Source organism: Streptomyces sp. AcH 505 (assembly GCF_000818175.1).
Taxonomy (GTDB): Bacteria; Actinomycetota; Actinomycetes; order Streptomycetales; family Streptomycetaceae; genus Streptomyces.
In genome coordinates this window covers 1,228,228-1,246,914 of the sequence record NZ_JTIY01000002.1, presented here as the reverse complement: position 1 = coordinate 1,246,914, position 18,687 = coordinate 1,228,228, and the positions used below count along the sequence as shown (strand labels likewise).

The 18,687-nt window shown below is 68.1% G+C and carries 19 protein-coding genes and 1 pseudogene; 9 read left to right on the top strand and 11 right to left on the bottom strand.

Translation table 11 applies throughout. The features are described from left to right. Positions 1 to 398: 398 nt before the first annotated feature. From HY68_RS35515 to HY68_RS41275, 3 genes and pseudogenes are all read right to left on the bottom strand, one after another. A complete protein-coding gene (locus HY68_RS35515; protein ID WP_157874502.1) occupies positions 399 to 1,097 on the bottom strand; it encodes a hypothetical protein in 699 nt (232 codons plus the stop codon). Between the two features lie 160 nt (positions 1,098 to 1,257). After that, positions 1,258 to 1,410 (bottom strand): annotated as a pseudogene (locus HY68_RS41280) (IS5/IS1182 family transposase); the annotation flags it as partial. A 149-nt stretch (positions 1,411 to 1,559) separates the two neighbouring features. Beyond that, positions 1,560 to 2,069, bottom strand: coding sequence for a hypothetical protein (locus tag HY68_RS41275; RefSeq protein ID WP_078864102.1), 510 nt, complete (start codon positions 2,067 to 2,069; stop codon positions 1,560 to 1,562). 569 nt (positions 2,070 to 2,638) lie between these two features. Here HY68_RS41275 and HY68_RS35505 point away from each other — a divergent pair. The 3 genes from HY68_RS35505 to HY68_RS35495 all read left to right on the top strand — a co-directional run bounded on the left by HY68_RS35505 (position 2,639) and on the right by HY68_RS35495 (position 4,546). Further along, a complete protein-coding gene (locus HY68_RS35505) occupies positions 2,639 to 3,139 on the top strand; it encodes a TetR/AcrR family transcriptional regulator (RefSeq protein ID WP_041999844.1) in 501 nt (166 codons plus the stop codon). Positions 3,140 to 3,153: 14 nt separating this feature from the next. Beyond that, positions 3,154 to 3,504, top strand: a complete 351-nt coding sequence (locus tag HY68_RS35500) for a hypothetical protein (protein ID WP_041999841.1) — start codon at positions 3,154 to 3,156, stop codon at positions 3,502 to 3,504. Positions 3,505 to 3,778: 274 nt separating this feature from the next. Continuing rightward, a complete protein-coding gene (locus HY68_RS35495) occupies positions 3,779 to 4,546 on the top strand; it encodes an alpha/beta fold hydrolase (RefSeq protein ID WP_241778867.1) in 768 nt (255 codons plus the stop codon). Positions 4,547 to 4,797: 251 nt separating this feature from the next. Here HY68_RS35495 and HY68_RS35490 read toward each other — a convergent pair whose 3' ends face one another. Continuing rightward, positions 4,798 to 5,919, bottom strand: coding sequence for an NADP-dependent oxidoreductase (locus HY68_RS35490; RefSeq protein ID WP_198533496.1), 1,122 nt, complete (start codon positions 5,917 to 5,919; stop codon positions 4,798 to 4,800). A 144-nt stretch (positions 5,920 to 6,063) separates the two neighbouring features. Between HY68_RS35490 and HY68_RS35485 the strand changes: the two genes are divergently transcribed. The 4 genes from HY68_RS35485 to HY68_RS35470 all read left to right on the top strand — a co-directional run bounded on the left by HY68_RS35485 (position 6,064) and on the right by HY68_RS35470 (position 10,073). Continuing rightward, the gene (locus HY68_RS35485; protein WP_241778866.1) at positions 6,064 to 6,732 is read left to right on the top strand and encodes a TetR/AcrR family transcriptional regulator; all 669 of its coding nucleotides are present in this window, start codon (positions 6,064 to 6,066) and stop codon (positions 6,730 to 6,732) included. 355 nt (positions 6,733 to 7,087) lie between these two features. Then, positions 7,088 to 7,987, top strand: a complete 900-nt coding sequence (locus tag HY68_RS35480) for a helix-turn-helix domain-containing GNAT family N-acetyltransferase (protein ID WP_041999832.1) — start codon at positions 7,088 to 7,090, stop codon at positions 7,985 to 7,987. A gap of 160 nt (positions 7,988 to 8,147) precedes the next feature. Then, positions 8,148 to 9,008 carry an alpha/beta hydrolase gene (locus HY68_RS35475; protein WP_042000873.1) on the top strand — a complete coding sequence of 287 codons (861 nt, stop codon included), beginning with the start codon at positions 8,148 to 8,150 and terminating at the stop codon, positions 9,006 to 9,008. A gap of 318 nt (positions 9,009 to 9,326) precedes the next feature. Then, on the top strand, positions 9,327 to 10,073 hold the full coding sequence (locus tag HY68_RS35470) for a class I SAM-dependent methyltransferase (protein ID WP_041999829.1): 747 nt from the start codon (positions 9,327 to 9,329) through the stop codon (positions 10,071 to 10,073). Between the two features lie 520 nt (positions 10,074 to 10,593). Here the strand turns inward: HY68_RS35470 and HY68_RS35465 are convergent. The 5 genes from HY68_RS35465 to HY68_RS35445 all read right to left on the bottom strand — a co-directional run bounded on the left by HY68_RS35465 (position 10,594) and on the right by HY68_RS35445 (position 14,713). After that, entirely contained in the window at positions 10,594 to 11,094 is a 501-nt protein-coding gene (locus tag HY68_RS35465) for a hypothetical protein (RefSeq protein WP_241778865.1), read from the bottom strand. Between the two features lie 119 nt (positions 11,095 to 11,213). Continuing rightward, complete coding sequence (locus HY68_RS35460) at positions 11,214 to 11,726, bottom strand: NUDIX domain-containing protein (protein ID WP_063779755.1); 513 nt, start codon at positions 11,724 to 11,726, stop codon at positions 11,214 to 11,216. Positions 11,727 to 12,086: 360 nt separating this feature from the next. After that, positions 12,087 to 12,872, bottom strand: a complete 786-nt coding sequence (locus HY68_RS35455) for an alpha/beta hydrolase (protein WP_241778864.1) — start codon at positions 12,870 to 12,872, stop codon at positions 12,087 to 12,089. Positions 12,873 to 13,018: 146 nt separating this feature from the next. Then, a complete protein-coding gene (locus HY68_RS35450; protein WP_041999826.1) occupies positions 13,019 to 13,951 on the bottom strand; it encodes an NAD-dependent epimerase/dehydratase family protein in 933 nt (310 codons plus the stop codon). A 9-nt stretch (positions 13,952 to 13,960) separates the two neighbouring features. Beyond that, positions 13,961 to 14,713, bottom strand: a complete 753-nt coding sequence (locus HY68_RS35445) for an SDR family oxidoreductase (RefSeq protein WP_041999823.1) — start codon at positions 14,711 to 14,713, stop codon at positions 13,961 to 13,963. Positions 14,714 to 14,852: 139 nt separating this feature from the next. Here HY68_RS35445 and HY68_RS35440 point away from each other — a divergent pair, with 139 nt between their 5' ends. Further along, on the top strand, positions 14,853 to 15,356 hold the full coding sequence (locus HY68_RS35440; protein WP_041999820.1) for a MarR family winged helix-turn-helix transcriptional regulator: 504 nt from the start codon (positions 14,853 to 14,855) through the stop codon (positions 15,354 to 15,356). Between the two features lie 118 nt (positions 15,357 to 15,474). After that, positions 15,475 to 16,098: a TetR/AcrR family transcriptional regulator gene (locus HY68_RS35435; RefSeq protein WP_042000864.1), complete on the top strand. Its 624-nt coding sequence runs from the start codon at positions 15,475 to 15,477 to the stop codon at positions 16,096 to 16,098. On the opposite strand, the gene HY68_RS35430 is transcribed toward HY68_RS35435, so the two are convergent. Together HY68_RS35430 and HY68_RS35425 are read right to left on the bottom strand one after the other, a co-directional pair. Next, the gene (locus HY68_RS35430) at positions 16,076 to 17,437 is read right to left on the bottom strand and encodes an MATE family efflux transporter (RefSeq protein ID WP_041999817.1); all 1,362 of its coding nucleotides are present in this window, start codon (positions 17,435 to 17,437) and stop codon (positions 16,076 to 16,078) included. The genes HY68_RS35435 and HY68_RS35430 overlap by 23 nt on opposite strands. Continuing rightward, on the bottom strand, positions 17,434 to 18,420 hold the full coding sequence (locus HY68_RS35425) for an aminoglycoside phosphotransferase family protein (RefSeq protein ID WP_041999814.1): 987 nt from the start codon (positions 18,418 to 18,420) through the stop codon (positions 17,434 to 17,436). Before HY68_RS35425 ends, HY68_RS35430 begins: the two co-directional genes overlap by 4 nt. Positions 18,421 to 18,687 lie beyond the last annotated feature (267 nt).

Here is an 18,687-nt window from a genome sequence, read left to right as displayed (position 1 = left end):
GACCCCAACACCCCACTCATGTCAGGAGATCCAAGAAACAGTCCCTAGTGCCCGGGCCAGCGCTCGGGTGAAACCACCGATGGCTGCTTTGGCGACGGAGTACGTCGTGCCGTTCGGAATCGGCATCCGCTCGGCGAAGACGCTGCCGAGGACGCAACGACGGATCGCAGAGCCTGACCGATGCGCGCAAGAACTACGCTCAGTACGGTGCTGAGGCGAGAGCAACGGATCAGGATTCGCCGGTAACCGGCGGCGAAGGTGCTTGGTGGGGACCCTCGGCGCGAATGATGCACGACATGGGTCACTTAGCCTGAGTACACGTGCCCTCTCCGCGCATCGGCGAGCTGTGGGGGCATGACAGAGAGCCGGCTGTCGTCACTCGAGAAGGTGGCAACCCGTCAAACAGTCTGGTCGATGCAGGCCGGCAGCGGTGCGACCCGTTCCGGGACGAGCTGGTGGCTCCTTGGGAACCAACTCCCGGCTGAAGAGGGGCGCTCGTAGCTCCACCCGGAGTCGGACAGACGTGTCGATGGGCAACCCAAGTCGGCGCGGCGTAGATCCTTCGAGCAGCGTGCGACGAGATCCAGATCCCGAAGTCGCCGCTGTACCTCGGAGGCGAGTGCCTCGTCCATGTCGATGGAGAACTCGTCTTCTTCCTGCTCGGACGGGTGCTGAAGGTGCTGGTCTGTCGCCTCGACCGCCCGGCTGCTCTTCCAGATGGCGAACTCCTGGCAGCCGAACAGGTAGGCATGTGCGGCATACAACGTCGCCGCTACAGCCGCTTCGTCTGCGTCATCCGGCCCGTACTGGCCGTCGCTGTGGCAGTACTCGCCGAGTATGTACGAGGTGCTGTCCGGGCGATCACGGCTGGTGTCGAACTGATTGCTGATTGAGGGCATCTCTATCGATGCCGGAAGTCGATTGCCCAAGGCGTGAAGGTGCGTCAGCATCACCGGATGGGTGAGGTTGAGGGTCGGCTGTTGGTGCGGGTAGTGCAGACGGGTTCCGGCTACCCTTCGCAGTGGGATGCCTGGACGGCAGATGGGCGGTACGTGTACCTCCGGTAACGGCACGGCGAAGGCTGCGTCGAGCGGCATCCTGGCCCTGATATCGACACACCGGACACCTGGAATGAAGGCCTCTCGGCACTCCTGGTCAAGTGGGACGACGGCACCGACAGTGCGGTCACCAGCCTTGAAGCCTTCCTCAGCCTCTGGTCTGACGCTGGCGCCGGGCGCTTCGGTGAGCTGAACGCGGTCACGTACGAAGCCAGATGGTGAGGGATGCTGCGGTGACAGTGCCGAGGAAGACGTAGCCGCGCTTGTCGTAACGAGTGGCCACCGCACGGTGGTTCTTCAGCTTGTTGATGGCCCGCTCCACGGTGTTGCGCTTCTTGTACCGATCCTCGTCGATCGCCGCCGCCACGACTCAGTGGTGAGTGGTTCAGCCACACCCCAAGGCCGTCGACCCGAGCCCGGTCCGGCGGCCGCCGTGAAGCCCCGTAAGTTCAGCAAAACTGAGGGTATTTCAGTGCGAACCCCCCGGGCAGGGGATGTGCTTCAGGCTGGCGTGTCCGTGAGTTCAGAGGAACCCCGGGACTGTTGTGCCAGGCGGTGGGCCTCGGAGGTAACGTCAGCGTCGAGCTGGGCGGGTGTTCTGCCACTGTATTCAAGAGTGTCGTACTCGTCGTCGAGCTCGACGAGCCGTTCAGCCAGAGGAAGCCGATGGCCGAAGCGCTCATGGGCCTGAAAGGCCAGTTCCCTCGGCGTCAGCTCGCCTGCCAGCAGGTGGTTGGCGAGAGCTCGCACGGCAGCCTCTTCACCGTCAGGGCTCCCGGGAGCGTAGTAGGTGAGGCCAAGTTCTTCGAGGGCCGCTGGGAGGATCTCGGGAACGTCGTAGTCAGCTTCGCTTCGTGTGCGTGATGCCAGGGCCAGAAGCGCGGGGCTGTCGAGTCCGGCAACGAGGGCATTGCATGCGGCGGTGACGACCTCATGTGCCGGGGCCGCGCCGACGCTCCAGAGCACGGCGCGGTCCTGCAGGGCATCGGCTGCTGCTTCGATCGAGGTCACACCACCATGATCGCCCGATGCTGCGGTCCGGTCGACAGGATTAACGGTTGGGACTGCTCGGCGGACTGCTCCAGCAATGCCCGGGCGGAGTCCGCGTAGCGACTGCCGGGCGCCTCAGGTTGGTTGGGAGCCTCGTGTTGTGGTCTTCCCAACTAACGTCCATGATCAACTGCTTCCTACTGATGTTTCCGCAACCTTCCCCTCCGGCTGCCGGCTCCTCCCTTCCTCCCTTGTCACGGCCTCAGTTGGCGGAGGCACGTCGTGCTCGGGCGCTCGAGTTGTTCGCGGGCGGCGCGTCGAATGCGGAGACCGCGAGGGCGGTCCGTTCCCGCGTGGCAAGAGCTTTCACGCGTTCAGCGGCACCTGAACCGCAAGGTCTGCCACCGGTCTTCAAACCCCGCGAAGGAACGAAGCGATCGAACGAGCACGAGTTTCCTTGAGCAGCTTGACGCGGTGCCGCGGTCTCGGGGCGTCCGCAACTGCTGCAAGACCGCACCTCGGGAAGAGATCCGCGTTTAAGGAACGATCGTTCTTGACTGATCGTTCCTTAACTGCCTATCGTAGTGGTCATGGGCAGGCCGAGAGCATTCGACGAGGACGAAGCGGTGCGTGCGGCCGTGGATCTGTTCGGCAGGCGCGCGTATGACGGTGTATCTGTTGACGACCTCGTCGCGCACCTAGGCGTGCACCGCAACAGTCTGTACAAGACGTTCGGCAGCAAGCGCGGCCTCTACCTGATCGCTCTGCGCCGCCACCTCGCCGACGACGTTCACTCGTTGCTCGACGCCCTCGCCGGCGCAACGGATGCAGGGGCCGTGCTGCGGCTCGTCACGTCGGCCGACCTCGGCCTACTTCTCCTCGCGGCGATCGAACGCGCACCGGTCGACGAGGAGGTCGCCTTCGAGGTGACGGCCGCGTTGACCGCCGTCGACCAGGCGATCGCCGACGCACTCGGCGTTCCCGCCGACCTGGCCGCCGCCCTCACAGCCGCCGCGCTTGGCCTCCTCCTGCGCGGCAACCCCGACAAAGTCGCCGCCGCGCTGACCCAGCGCCTCGGCCCCCTCACCTGAATAGGGAACCTGACATGGCACTGATACGTATCGTCGGCGGCGACCTGGTCGTCGTGCTGGAGGGTCTCGACAAACTCTGGGCCTTCAAGGGCCGCCTGACCATCCCGCTGGCCAACGTCCGTGGTGCGACCGCCGACCCCGGTATTGCCACCGACCCCAAGGGGATCCGCGCGCCAGGCTCCCACGTACCCGGTGTGATCACCGCAGGCACATTCCATCAGGATGGTGACAAGGTGTTCTGGGACGTCAAGGATCCGTCGAAGGCCGTCGTGGTCGAACTCGCCGACGAGAAGTACGCACGCCTGGTTGTCCAGGTCGACGACCCCCGCGCGACTGTTGCCCTGGTCGAGAACGCCCTCGTCTGACGGAGGTAGGCCAATGTTTCGCCACTTGGCAGCCGCGTTGATGGCTCTGGCCGTCGGCACCGCCACGCCGGCCGGGGCGACGCCCGGTCTCGTGCCTGCCGCCGACCGCGAGGTCGTCTTCACGTCTGACGGAACGACCGCGTACGGCACCCTGCACGTTCCCGAGCATCGTGCGGGGCAACGGCTGCGGGCGGCACTGCTGCTGCCCGGCAGCGGTCCCACCGACCGCGACGGCAACCAACCGCCTGGGTCGGCGCCGCACACCCTGGGCCAGTTGGCCGACGCGCTCGACAGGGACGGAATCGCCACCCTGCGGTTCGACAAGTACGGCACCGGCCGCACCGGACTCGGCGCCTACCAGGACCACCCGGAAGAACTCGACTACCCGGCATTCATCCGCCAGGCACGGGCCGCCTACAACTCGCTGCGCGATCAGCCGGAAACCGACGCGCGCGCCCTGCTGATCGTCGGACACAGCGAAGGCGCGATGACGGGACTACTGCTGGGCGGCACCGTTCACCCACGTCCGACCGGCCTGGCGCTTCTACAACCGCAGGCAATCCGCATGCTGGACCTGGTCACGCTCCAACTCAAGGCCCAAGTCGCCGAAGCGACCCGGCAGGGCCAGTTCACACGGGAGCAGCAACGCGCCGTCAACGCAGCCACCGATGCCGCCGTCGTTTCTCTTCGGGAACACCGACCGGTCGACACCACCGATCTGCCTCCTGCGATCGCCACACTCTTCGAGGCATTCCAAGGACCGAACGCCCGATTCGTGGAGAGCGACGACGCCGTCTACCCACCGGACACCGTCGCCGCACTCCAGCCCGGAACCAGGGTGCTGCTGACATGCGGCACGCACGATGCCCAAGTCCCTTGCGTCACAACGAACGCCCTGGCGACCGCCCTACGCCACGCACATACCGGTGGACCGGGCCGAGTGACGCTGCCGGGAGTGGACCATCTGCTGCACGACACCGACCACCCGAACTCGCTCGCGCCGCCCGTACTCGACGCCCTTCGCCGGTTCGCTCAACACTGACGCCGGCCGACAACGTCCCCGAGAACTCGGATCTGGCACAGACCTTGGGAAGCTGTCGCGGAGGGTAACGGTGTTGTTCGATTGCCGGGGAGGGGCCTGAGCCCAGGGCCCGTCAGTGATTACGCATTCTCGGGCCCACCACCAGCTGGCCGCATCTAGGTGGTTCGGATCCGGCAAGGTAATCGGAACCCGCTCACGAGTATCAATGTCAGTGGCCGATGCGAGTATGCGGGCGACCAGACGCAAGGAAGTCAGCATGGGTACCTGATATACCGGCCCGCTCGACAACGACACAGCCGCCCGGCAGGCCGAACACCTCGCCGACGGCCCCGACCATGACCGACACGGTGCGTGTCACATGTGGACGATCCACTTGCCTCGGGTGTGGTCGTTTCGCAGGTCGGTGTAGGCCCGCGCCGCGTCGGACAGCTTGTACCGGCGGCCGATGGAGACCGGTAGCGTATCGGCCGGGCCTTCGCGGCCAGGATGTCCAGGTCGCCGGGTTCCGCATGGGTGAACAGCGTCTCCACGGTGAGGTGTTCGAGGTCGAAGTCGGCGGGGTCGGGTGACGGGTGGGCGATGTTCAGCAGCCGGCCGCCGGGCCGGATCGCGCGGGCGAAGGGCGGCAGCTCCGTTCCCGGCAGGGCCAGGTTCACCAAGGCGTCGATGCCGTCGGGATAGCGCCGTAGTGTCTCATCCAGCAGGTCGGTCGCACGGTGGTCGATCACCTCGGCGGCGCCCAGCGCACGCATCGCCTTCTCGTCGGTAGGGGTCGAGGTGGCGATGAGGTGCACGCCCGTCTCCGCGAGCAGCGGGAGCACGGCGCTGCCCGTGCCGCCCGTCGCGCCGATGACGAGGACCTTTTCGCCCGGTACGAACCGGCCCTGCCGCAGCAGCGGCAGAGCCGTCAGGCCCACAAGTGCGAGCGCTGCCGCGTGCTCGGCGGGCAGGGCCGGCGGGCGCAGCGCCACCGCCGGGGTGTCGGCATCGAAGACGGCGTACTCGGCCAGTGTGCCGGTGGTCAGGGACGGTGGCGAGGACACGATCGCCGCCAGGGCCGCCGAGCCGCGCGGCAGCGCCATGCCGAACACCTCGTCACCCACGGCAAATCGGCCGACTCCCGGGCCGGACCCCGGGCCCGTCTTGGTCACTGTTCCCGCGAAGTCGCTGCCGGGCACATGCGGGAAGTCCAGCTCAGCCACCGCGCGCATGGTGCCGCTCAACGCCACGACATCTGCCGGGTTGAGCGCTGCGGCCCGCAACCGCACCTGGATCTGGCCCGGTCCGGGCTCGGGTATCGGGATTGTGCGTATCGCCAGTGTCTCGGGCTGACCGTAGTCGTCAGCGACCACCGCCGTCATCGTGGCTTCCATCCGAAGGCGCCTCTTCTCTTCTCGTCGGCGACCGCACAAACGGACCGTACGGTCAGGTTGCGACCGTAGCACGCAAGCGGACCGCTCGGTCCGCTTGCTACGATGAGCCGATACCGAGTGGAGCGACAGAGGCGAGGTGAAGACGTGCCGGACAGGCCAAGCACGTCCGCGCCGGAGCCGATGCAGCCGCGCCCGCTGCGCGCCGACGCCGTCCGGAACCGGCGGCTCCTGCTGGATGCCGCAGCGGGCGCGTTCGCCGAGCACGGCGTGGAGGCGTCGATCGCGCAGATCGCCGCGCGGGCCGGGGTCGGCAAGGGCACGGTGTTCCGGCATTTCGCCACCAAGGAACAGCTCGTCGCCGCGATCCTCGCCGACCACCTTGATACGTTCGCCGCTTCGAGCACGGCACTGCTGGACGCGGACGACCCCACGGCCGCCCTGCTGGAGTTCATGACGTCCGGTGTCGAACGAATGTCTGCCGACCGGTCCTTCTGTCAGGTCACGACGGAGATGGTGCGGGGTGAGCCGCAGGTGCGCGCCGCGAGTGAGCGGCTCGCGAGGGTCGCGGAGGCACTGACGGACCGGGCACGGCGGCAGGGCGCCGTACGTGACGATGTGACAGGACATGACGTCGTGGTGCTGATCAGCGCCGCGTACCAGGTCACGGCGCCCATGCAGAGTGTCGATCCGGGGCTCTGGCGACGATATCTGGCGCTGATCTTCGACGGCTTGCGCAGCGAGGCCGCACACCCGCTCCCCCACCCGGCGCCGGGCCGCGACCAGTTCAGCGCGGCGACCGAGACCGACAGGTAGACGGCGTTTCGCTCTGCTCTGTCGCCCTGATTCGCCAGGAGTAAGGCTAATTCAGCGTCACGCCAACCTGGGGTTGTTTTGGCGGCGGCGAACGGGCTGATCGCCTGCCCAACGGACCGCGGCCGAGCTGCTCCTCAGATCGGAATCACAAGTGCTGGACGAGCGACCTCACCTCAACGCACGCTGCACACCCACCAGACCGCGGCTACACGTAACCACGCCGGGCAACCACGACTCGGCTCGCATCGTCAACGGGCCAATCGACATGCGATCCAGCGTCCGCCGTCGCAGTCGACACCTCGGTGAAGACCGAAGCCACTGGCTTCGCACGTAGTTCCCTGACTAAAGTCAGAGAATGGACACGGAGCAGATCGACCAGGTGCGGCAGTTCAACCGCACTGTCACCGAACGCGTGGGTGTGCTCCACGACCACTACCTGGGCCGCGACCGGCCCATCGGTGAAGCCCGGCTGCTCTGGGAGATCGGTGAGGAGGGCCAGGACGTACGCCAACTGCGCGAGCGCCTCGCGCTCGACTCCGGGTACGTCAGCCGGCTGCTGCGCTCCCTGGAGGCCGACGGCCTGGTGACGGTGGAGCCGCAGGCCCAGGACGGACGGGTACGCACCGTCGGGCTGACTGATGCGGGCCGCGCTGAGCGCGCGATGCTCGACGGTCGCAGCGAAGAGCTGGCCAGCTCTCTCCTGGAACCGCTCAACACGGCCCAGCGCGCCCGGCTGACCGTAGCCATGGCCGAGGTCGACCGGTTGCTGACCGCCGGGACGGTCGCGCTGGACACGGTTGACCCAAACCACCCCGACGCCCAGCACTGCCTGCGGTCCTACTTCGCCGAGGGCCAGCAACGCTTTGAGAACGGCTTCGACCCTGCCCGGAGCCTGCTGCCGGACGCGGGCGAACTCCGCCCACCGCACGGCCTGTTTCTGGTTGCGCGACTACACGGCGAGCCCGTCGGCTGCGCCGGCCTGAAGCTGCCCCCCGGCGCCCCGGCCGAGATCAAACGCATGTGGGTCGCGCCCCGCACCCGGGGCCTCGGCCTCGGCCGCCGATTCCTGACCGAGTTGGAGAATCGAGCCGCCCAGGAAGGCTGCGACGTACTGCGCCTGGACACCAACAAGGCGCTCAGCGCGGCGATCGGCCTCTACCACTCCAGCGGCTTCCAGGAGGTCCCTGCCTTCAACGACGAGCCATATGCCCACCACTGGTTCGAGAAGCGGCTCACCGCACCACCATCGCGATGAGAAGCCAGATGGACCGGCAGCCTGCCAGGTGGCTCCGGCCGCTGACGACCTGCTCCTCGTGGTGCGCCTAAAGCCAGTGGTCGTCCTGGAACTCGGCAGGGACCTGGTCCTCTGAATGATTCCGTTGGCGGGTTATGGCGCCACCTGCGATCATCCGCTCATGCTGACCTTCGACGTGCCCGACGGGACCCGCCTCGCCTATCACCGAATGGGCGCCGGGGGTGATCGACCACTCGTCTGCATCCCCGGCGGGCCGATGATGCGCTCCGCCTACTTCGGCGATCTCGGTGGGCTGGCGGCGCAGCGAGAGTTGGTGCTGCTGGACCTGCGCGGCACGGGGGACTCGGCCGAGCCCGCCGACCTCGCGGGCTCGCGGGTGGACCGTCAGGCCGAGGACATCGAGGCGCTTCGTGTCACTCTCGGTCTGGAGCAGCTGGATCTGCTTGGCCATTCGGCCGCCGGTGACCTCGTGCTGGCCTATGCGGCCCGCTACCCGGAGCGGGTGCGCTCGCTCGTACTGGTCTGCGCGCGTGCGCGCACTGCCGGGATCGACTTCCCTGTCGAGCGGCGGCGCGAGGCACTGGAGCTGCGCCGGGACGAGCCTTGGTACGAAGAGGTCCGGCCGGCCTTCGAGCGGGCGGTGTCCGGGGCGGCGAGCGACGAGGACTTCGCGCTGCTCGACCGCCTCTCCTACGGCCGCTGGGACGCCGCTGCGCAGACACATGCCGCCTTGTGCGAGGAGTGGTTCGACGAGTCGGCGGCGGGTGCCTACCTGTCCCCGGGCGCCTTCGACGGTGCGGACGCCGCCCGCGCCGTACTGGCCGACCTGGAGGCGCCGGTCCTGGTGCTGTCCGGTGCGCTGGACGGCTCTCCGCGTCCGGACTCCGCCGCCGAGGTGGCCGGGCTATTCCCACACGGCGAGCACATTGTTCAGGCGGACGCCGCGCACAACCCGTGGGTGGACGGTCCGGACGACTTCGTCCGGACCGTCACCGAGTTCCTCGCCAGGGACCATCACTAGAAACAGGTCCCTGCGGTCAGCGGGACCTCTGACGGTCACCTGCTGCGGTGCGGACGGCGACGAACCGCCGCCCTCCCCCGCTGGACGCTGCCGTCAACTACTGCCGCCACCCACGCAGAAGCCCTGCCAGAACGTGCCTGGCAGGGCGGCGCTACGAGTGCCCCTTGTGGGAAATGCGCCATGTCAGCGCTCGACAGCGCGCACCATCTACTCAGTAAATGCGTAGCGATGTGCGGAACTTCGGTAATAGGGTCCGGCCCGGACGGGATCCTGCGTCGGGCTGGCGCAAGCAACTCGACTGACCGTAGGGAGCGTTACGTGGAGGGATTCGATCCCAAGACGAGCTTCGGATATGAGATGTCCCAGCGGTACGACGACGATCCACGCGGTGATGAGGCCGAGGCAGTCGAATTCCTGGCCAAGCTTGCAGGACAACAGGATGCTCTGGAATTCGCAGTGGGCACCGGCCGAATCGCGCTGCCCCTCATGCGGGCCGGGGTGCGGGTGGATGGGATCGAGCTGTCGCAAGACATGGTCGACCGGATGCGTGAGAAGCCGGGGGGCGACCAAGTCGACGTGACCATGGGCGACATGTCCCACGTCACTACCGGCCATACCTACGGGCTGGTTTACCTGGTCTTCAACACGATCGGCAACCTGCTCACCCAAGAGGACCAGGTCCGATGCTTCCAGAACGCCGCCAGCCACCTCACCGAGGACGGCGTATTCGTCATCGAATGCCGCATTCCCACCGAACCCTCACGCCCCGGGCATCAGTACCTGGACACCGAGCAGGTCGGCCTTGAGCACGTCGACCTCGGTGCTGGGCGGTACGACCCGCTGACCCAGGTCCTCGACCTGAACCACATCCGCATCAGCAGCGGGGGTATCAGACTCTTCCCCATCAGGCTGCGCCTGGCCCACCCACCCGAGTTCGACCTCATGGCCCGTATCGCCGGGCTCCGGCTGCGCGAACGCCGGGGTGGCTGGAACGGCGAGCCGTATGACGCCGCCAGTTGGCGCCACATCAGCGTGTACGAACGAGTGGACAGCACTGTGCACTAACCTCGCGCCCTGGGGTCAGTTCGGTCTGCCGAGGGTGAGGCCGGTTCCGGTGAGGAAGCCCTTGAGGACGCCGTGCCGGTATTGCATCGGCTTGGGCCTCCTGCGGAGCAGGGTCTCCAGTTCGCTGAGCGAGGTCGGGTGCGTAGCCGGGCAGCAGGACGACCGTCAGCCAGTCCCGCTCCGCCACGGGCGCCTTCATCCTCTTCGAGACGTGCGTGTGCCGCGGTCCCACACCACGATGAGCGGGGCCTTGAGAAGAAGGTGGGCGCTGTCGAGCAGGCGGCTGTAATCCGTCTCGCTCAGCGAGCAGCGGCAGCCGGGTGACACCGGAGATGCTGTAGGCGACATGGAGCCTGCGCCCGATCCGCGTGCAGATGCCCCCGGCGGTCCACACCTGGTCACCGATCCAGCCATGAGCCATTGGCCCCTCATCCAGCCAGTCCGCGAGCCGTGCGTAGCTGCGCGAGTTCGCCTGCGCGACGGTGGTCCTTCGGGCGGCCGAGGGCCCGTCGCATGAGGATCAGGTGTCGAGCGCGGCGTAGCGGATGGTGAATTCGGCGGGGTCACCGGTGATCTCGGCCGAGGTCAGGCAGGGGGTGACATCCATGGCGCCCCAGGGCAGGGCAGGAGTGCATAGGTCTCCGCTGGCGCCGGTAACTTTGTATGCGACCTGTGAGCGGCGGAGATCGGGCAGTTCAACGCAGCCGGACCGGGCCAAGGCGTCGCGCAAGGCGTGCGCCTCGTCAGGTGTGCCGTCCCAGAGCAGGTCGAGGTCCCCCGTCAGTTCGATGGAGCCGTGCATGATGCCGGCGACCTGACCGATGACCACCGCGCGCGAGCCCGTGTCATGGAGTGCTTCGAGGAAGGGGAAAGGGTCGAAGCCCAGCGCACCGTCGGTCGCGAAGGTACCCAGCACGTCGTCTGCGTCCTCTGGGGAGCGCCCGCTGGGAATACGCTCTCGCGTTGCGTCCTCGGCTCGGGCGATGGCCTGCCGCAGGCGCAGGGCAGCTGTCTGGCTCATGAACCCATCCAACACGGTCGGCGCCTACCGCTGATCAGAAGTGGTCCGGCACCTGTCACCAACAGGCGCTCGCGCAATGCGGGCCTCAAGCCTGCGCCCCGGCCCGCGAGTCGGCAAGGTCAGGACCGCGCGGTCCGAAACGCGAGATACCGGCTGAACGCTTCGTGGCTGTCGGGGGTGAAGCGCCACTCCAGCAGGGCCGACCGCAGCTCCGGCTCGGTCAACCACCCATGCCAGGCGACCTCATCAGGATCGGCGATCACCCTGTCAGGCACCACGGCTTCGTGCACGCCGAGCCAGTGCGGACTCAACCCGCTGCGGTTGAGGAACGTGAACAGCAAGTCCGGCAGCACACGAGCGCCAAGCTCTTCGGCCAACTCCCGGGCGGCGGCCTTTTCATAGGACTCACCGACATCCACGGCACCACCGACCACGACTTCGTAGAGCCCGGGGAAGCGCGACAGGTGCCCCGACCGCCGGTGAACGAGGAACCGCCCACGCTCATCACGACACACCGTCACGGCGACCCGGTGCAGCCAACCCTCCCGGATCGCCTCCCAGCGGCCGACTACCGCCCCCAGCACACGATCTTGATCGTCGACGCGCTCCACCAGTTCATCCACGACGCACACCCTGGCAGAGCCCACTGACAACACCGCTCCCCCGCGCCCGAGAACAGCACCAAGCGCACCTGCGCAAGGAGCCCGGACGAGGATGACGCGTGTCCTGCACATGCGACCTCTCCTGCTCAGACCCAAGGGGGGCGGGCACGGATGATCCGATCTGCACCTGCCCGCTCGGTCGGTGCGTCACCCCTCACCCGCCCGCCTCTCCCCCAGTCGACGCCGTCCAGCTGCTGGCGCAACCGCAGGATCCGGGTCGACAAGGCGTGGTAACGGCTGCCTGCTGGTCGCGTTGACCGGAGGGGGGAGCGGTAGATCTGCGGCAACAGCGAACGGCGGGTTCGTCGTCAACTCCCGGACGGAAAAGCTCTAGGTGAGGAATTCGGTCACCGTGCGGGTGAACCAGTCGCCGTCTTCCTCGGCGACGAAGTGCCCGGTGGGGGCAACCGCGGCCCGTACGTCGTCCCCCTGAGGCGCCAGTGCCCGTGCGGTGGCGTCGCCGGACTGGTGAGTGCCGATGGCCAGGACGGGCATGGGCAGTGGCCGCCGAGCGAGGAGCGCACGGTTCTCCCGCCCGTCCTCCAAGAGGGTCCGGTAGTGCGCGAATCCACCGCGCAGCCGTTCTCGCCCCGTGTACGCCTGGGCGTAGGCGGCAAGGTCGTCGGCGCTGAAAGTGCCGGGGCTGGACATGGCGGTGAAGGTCGCGGTGATGAACTCCAGTTCGTGGCCGTCGAAGAGCATCTCGGGCACGTCAGGGGCCATGAAGAACCCGAAGTGCCACATGCCACCCTGGGCGACGTTCATCGCTTCTTCCAGGCCGAGGCCGGGCAGCAGGGCGTCGACCAGGATCAGGTGAGAGACGTCGTCGGGGTGAGCGGCGGCCCAGGCCAGGGCAACCATCGAACCGATGTCGTGGCCGGCCACAGCCACTGGGCCCGTCAGGCCCAGCCCTGCCAGGATGCCGCGTAGGTCGTGGGCCTGGTTGGTCTTCGTGTAGCCGTCGGCCGGCCTGTCGCTGGCGCCGGTGCCTCGCAGGTCGGGCACCACGACCGTGTGGGTCTCCGCGAGGGCCGGCATCACGCGCGCCCAGGCGCGCGAGGTCTGCGGCCAGCCGTGGAGCAGGACCAGGACCGGGCCATGGCCACCGACAGCCACGGAGAGATGGGTGTCATTGGTGGCAATCCGCTGGACACGGAAGCCGTCAGGAAGCCAGTCGGCGGTGTCACGAGAGTTCCCCTTTCGGGAAGATGAGGTGTGGACGCCTGGAGTGCGTTGGCCCCGTGTGGCCTGCACGACGACAGTCACGGCGAACCATGGCTTCGGGCGCCGGGTCTGGAGCCGGCGAGCCGGCGCAGGCGGTCTTCGCCGATCATGGACAGCATGTCGGTGTGCTCAGGGTGCCACCCCAGTTCCGACCGGGCGCCGACCGCGTGGATACGGCTCGACGCGGCCATGATGAAGGCGCCGAACTCGCCCCACACACCGGCAGCTTCCTCGGGAGTGAGGCTGAGTGCCTGCACACCGAGGTCGTCTGCGACCTTCTCCGCGATCCAGCGGTTGGGGACCTCTCCCGCGACAGCGTGGTAGATCCCGCCCGCACGCCCCGATTCCAGGGCGAGGGCGAACAGGTGGGCCACATCGTCGATGTGGACGTGGCTGTACGTGTTCAGCCCCTGGCCGACGTAGCAGGCCGCCCCCGTCTCGGCGACCGATTGGTAGATCATCGGCAGGTGGCCGCGGTCCCCCGGGCCCCAGATCAGACCGGGCCGGATGACCATGGCGCGCAGCCCCTGTGCGGCGGCGGCCAGGACCGTATCCTCGGCGGCCATGCGGAAGTCCGCCAAGGGCTCGACCGTGAACGGATCGTGCTCGGTGAACACGTCCGGGCTCCAGGCCCCCGCAGTGCGTTGCAGGAGCACCCCACTGCCCGAGAGGAAGACCAGTGTCCGGTCCGTACCGACGAGAGCCCCGGTGAGCTCCTTGATGGCGGCGGTCTCCTGCTCGGGCCCGGCCTGTGCCGCGTAGACGACTGCGTCAGCATGCAGCGCCGCCTCGACCGTGGCGGACAGGCGCGCGCCCAGATCGCCGGCCACCGGTGCGATACCCCGGTCGGCGAGCGTGATCGCGGCGGTGGCGTTGCGGGCCAGGCCGGTGACGGTGTGCCCAGCCCCGGCCAAGTGCAAGGCGAGGGCGCCACCGACGAAGCCGGTGGCACCGATGACGAAGATGTTCATGGCTTGCCCTCACGCCGGCAGGGCACTGAGCTCGCCGCCGTCGGCGAACAGGACGGCGCCGTTGACGTAGGAACTGGCCGGGCCCACCAGGAACGCGACGATCTCAGCGATCTCACCGGGGTCACCGGCACGGCCGCGCGTGTTGGTCTTGTCCAGCATCGCGGTGTGCTCGCCGAGCATCGCCTGTGTGCCCTCGGTGTGCACGGGCCCGGGTGAGACGGCGTTGACCCGCACTCCTGATCCGCCGAACTCGGTCGCCCAGTACCGGGTGAGGATCTCCGCGCCGGCCTTGGAGGCTCCGTAGGCGGCGCCGACGGGGGCGGGCATGCGCGCCGCGCTGGAGCCGACGATCACGATGGAGCCGTGGCCGCGCTCGACCATGCCCGGAGCCAGGGCTCCGACCAGGAGGAAAGGGGCCCGGGTGTTGACCGCGACCTGGCGGTCGAAGCTCGCCGCGTCGGTCACCGCGGTCGGAACGAACTCGTACAGCCCGGCGCTGTTCACCAGGATGTCTACGGCGCCGGCCTCGGACGCCAGACGCAGCGTGTCGGCGGCGTCGGCGAGGTCCGCGGCGACGAAGCGGGCGACACCGCCCTCCTCGGCTATCTCCTTCACCAGGGCTTCGCCCCGGGAATGGTCCCGTCCGTGCACCACGACCTGCACACCGTGGCGGGCCAGATTCTGCGCGACGGCCTTACCGATGCCCGAGGTCGCGCCGGTCACGAGCGCGGTACGGCCCTGCAAAACGCTGCTGCTGTTCATCGAACTCGTCCTCGCTGGGTGAATCGGGGGTGTCGGTGCGGATCACACACCGCGACACCGTTACGCACACCACTATGCACACAAGATGTTCTGCTCGCAAGAACATCTGTCGGTGAGCTGATAGTGCTAGTCTGGCCTCGTGAGCAGACCTAGGTCCGAGCAGAAGAAGCCGAGCGGTCAAGCCGAAGAGCTGGCGCTGGACACCGACCTGGGATGGGCGATCCGCCTGGTCTCGTCGGCGTTCTACCGCGTGGCCGGCGAGTCGGTCGCCGAGCTGCCCGGAGGCCCCCGGGGCTACCTCGTCCTGGCTGCCCTCGCCGCCGGCGATCCGCCCACCCAGCTCGCCCTGGCCAAAGAGATCAGCCTCGACCGCACCGTGATGACCTACCTGCTCGACGACCTCGAGGCGCACCAGCTGGTGACCCGCCGCCCCGACCCGCGCGACCGCCGCGCCCGCCAGGTCCTCATCACCGACACCGGCCGCGCCCGCTTCAGCCAGGTCCGGCAAAACCTCGCGGCCGCCGAAAGCCGCCTGCTCATCGACCTCGACGACCGCGACGCCGAACAGCTGCGCACTCTCCTCTCCCGTGTCGCCAGAACAGCCCAGCGCGATTCGCTCGCTCCGACCGAGGCGGACTGCTGACAGCATTCGCGGCCGCGGGGCTTGCGGATGCACCAAGGACGACGGTGCGCGTCGCCCCGTAGAGCGCCGAGCACCTGCTGAATGCCTTCCGATCACTGCCGCTGCGATGATGGGGGGCATGTCTGATGCGGAAGTCAAGGTGCCTGCGTCTTCGCGTGGTTATGCGAAGGGGCGGGCGCGCCGTGAGCAAATCGTCACGACGGCTGTTGAGGTGTACGCGGACGTGGGCTATCACGGCGCCTCACTGCGGGATATCGCCAAGCGTGCCGGCATCAGTCACGTGGGCCTCCACTACTACTTCCCCAGCCGTGAAGCGCTGTTGGCAGCCGTGCTGGAGCGTCGCGACGAGGAGGACACCGCGCGGCTCGGACCGAAGGAGTACTCCCCCACGGCGGCGGTGCAGCACCTGATCGATCTGGCCGATCACAATGCCCGGCATCCGGGGATAGTGGAGTTGTATGTGCGTCTCGCGGCGGAGGCGTTCTCCGAGGATCATCCCGCGCATCAGTACTTCACGGATCACTACCGGACCACGCGGGAGTACGTGCACCGCGCATTGCGTCAGCTGTCGGAGCAGGGGGCGTTGCGGGAGGGAGTCGATCCCCGGGTAGCGGCGGCCGGATTCGTTGCGCTGATGGACGGGTTGCAGGTGCAGTGGCTGACGAGCCCGGAGGAAGTGGACATGGCAGCGGTGCTGCGTTCCCACCTGGACCAACTCCTCAAGGAGCCTTCGACGTCGTAGCTCCGTGCAGCCGCCGCAGCAACACGAGGGCGGCCGCGGCGGTGGCCACTTCGCCGGCGGCCAGAGCGGTCCAGACACCTGCGGTACCCAGTCGGCCGAGGGCCGCAACCAGGGGAACCTTGATCAGGAGCAGGGTGCCGATGGAGATGAGGTACGCGGGCGCCGGGCGGCCCAGCGACTGGGCGTAAGCCGCTACCAGCGGGCCGATTCCGGCGACGGTCATCCCGATCGCGATGACCGGCAGTGCCTGTCCGGCGGTGGTGATGGTGCCGGCGTCGTTGAGAAACACACTGGCCAGGGGTTTGGCCAGCGCGGCGAGGGCAGCGGCGGTGAGCAGTCCGTACAGCCCGGAGGCGAGGAGGGAGTAGTTGCGGGCTTCGACTGCGCGGCCGGGCAGGCCGCGGCCGATGTTGTAGCCGACGATCGGCTGCAGTCCCTGGCTGATGCCGCTGTGCGGCATCAGCACGAAGGTCTGCAGGCGGGCGCAGACGGCGTAGGCCGCGAGCGCAGTGGCCGACCCGGCGGCCGCGAGGGTGGCGTTGACGAGAACGGCCAGGAGCGTGACACCGGTGCCGGCCAGGAACGAGGGCAGGCCTACCCCCAGCAGGGCTCGCAGTGTCGGTCCGTGGGGCAGCAGGTCCCGCAGGCCGACACGGTAGGGACGGCGCGGCTGGACGAAGAAGAACCACAGGCTCATTGCCGCGGACACGGCCCCACCGCCGACGGTACCGAGCGCGGCGCCCCGTACACCCATGTCGAATCCGAAGATGAGCACCGGGTCCAGGGTGATCTGTACGGCGACGGGCACGAGCCACAGCAGGGTGGAGTACCCCATTCGGCCTTCGGCTCGCACGAGGCTGGAGAAGCCGGTGGATACCAGGGCCCCGCACAGGAGCACCACGGCGTAGGGGCGGGCGGTTGCGCCCAGTTCGCCGGTGGCCCCGAGCAGGGTGAGCAGCGGATCCAGGAAGACCAGTCCGAGTGCGGTGGTGGCGGCGGCGCAGGCCCAGAACAGGGCGAAGGAGTTGCCCGCCGCACGGGCGGCGGCCCGGTGGTCTCCCATGCCCAGGGCGCGGGAGATCAGGGAGGCGCCCCCCGCGCCGACGGTGGTGGACACCGCGCCGAGGAGCAGCAGGAGCGGGGCGGCCAGATTGACTGCGGCCATGGCGGTGTCGCCCACCCCGCGGGCGACGAACCAGGCGTTGGTAAGAGCGTAGATGCCGTACACGCCGACCGCGGCGGTGGTCTGGGTGCAGGAGCGCCACAGCAGCCGGCCCACCGGGTCGGTGCCGAGCCGGGTCGTGTGGTCCGCGACGGCCGGCCCCGGTGCGGACGTCACTGGCGGGTGCGGCCGAGCAGAGCCATGGCTTCGTCGAGGCGGGGTCGCGCCCAGTCGTACTGCTGGGGGTCGCTGTGCCCGCGGTACACGGTCTCGATGACCATGATCAGTAGCAGGTAGAGGCAGTAGAGGCGGCGGCGTGTCTGCTCGGTGTTGGTCAGCTCGTCGTGACCGTAGCCGTGCATGAAGGGTGCCGCGTCGCCGAAGGCGGCCATCTGGGTACCGGTGAAGCCGGCCTCGATCAAGGGGTCACCGTAGAAGGCGCGTTCGTGGTCGATGACGCAGACGATCTTGCCGTCGCGGACCATGACGTTGCTGTCCCACAGGTCCCACTCCACCAAGCGGGGTTCGGTGACCTCGTCGAGGCTGTCGGCGTGTGCGGCCACGACGGCGCGCGCGGTGTCGTACTCCCAGCCGATGTCGACGCCACGACGCTCGCCGTCGACGAGTACGTTCTCGATCATCGTGGTGAACGCCTTGCGCCAGGTGGCATGGCCGGGGCCGGCCAGCGGGCCGAAGTGCTGACCGCGGACGGAGTTGATCTCCCGGTTGAGCACGCCGAGTTGCTCCATCAAGGCATCTCGCTCGGCCGTGGGGAGCGTCTCGGCGATGATGCCGAGGTTGTCGGCGTCGACGTACGGCATGAAGAAGTAGTCGGCGTCGCACAGTTCGCGGCTCCGGTCGGCGAAGTCGACGGCGGGGACGGGCACGGCGGTCCGTGTGCTCAGGAGGTCCAGCGTGGTCAGTTCGATCGCCATGGCGCCTTGCTCGTAGGTCATCACCTCCACTGCGGGCGGCGGAGCGATCTTCAGGACGATCTCGGCGCCGTCGCGCAGGCGGATGCGGTAGGCGACGTTGAACCAGCCGTGCCCCAGCTCGCTCACCCAGCCGTCCCCTGTCGGGACCTGCCCCGCTCCGTAGGCGCGCTCGATCATGGTGCGCAGCACCTCGGGAGACTGCCTGTTCTTGGTGATGCTCTGCACACACGTTCCCTTCGTCAAAGGTCGGTGGCGTCCCCGCGAGGCCGCATGGCGTTCGGTAGGCGTCCACAAATACTTACCACGTGTTAGAAATTTGGCGCCAGTGGATGGGCACGTTGACGCCGACACCCGCCTGGTCTGGTTCTCCGCCGACGGCTGCCGGGCGACCGCAACGGCCGCCTGGGGGCGCGAGCCCGGCATGTCATGAACTGCCGTACATAACAAGGGTGTTCGTGGTGCGTCTGTGACAGGAGTCAAGCTTCGTTGTCA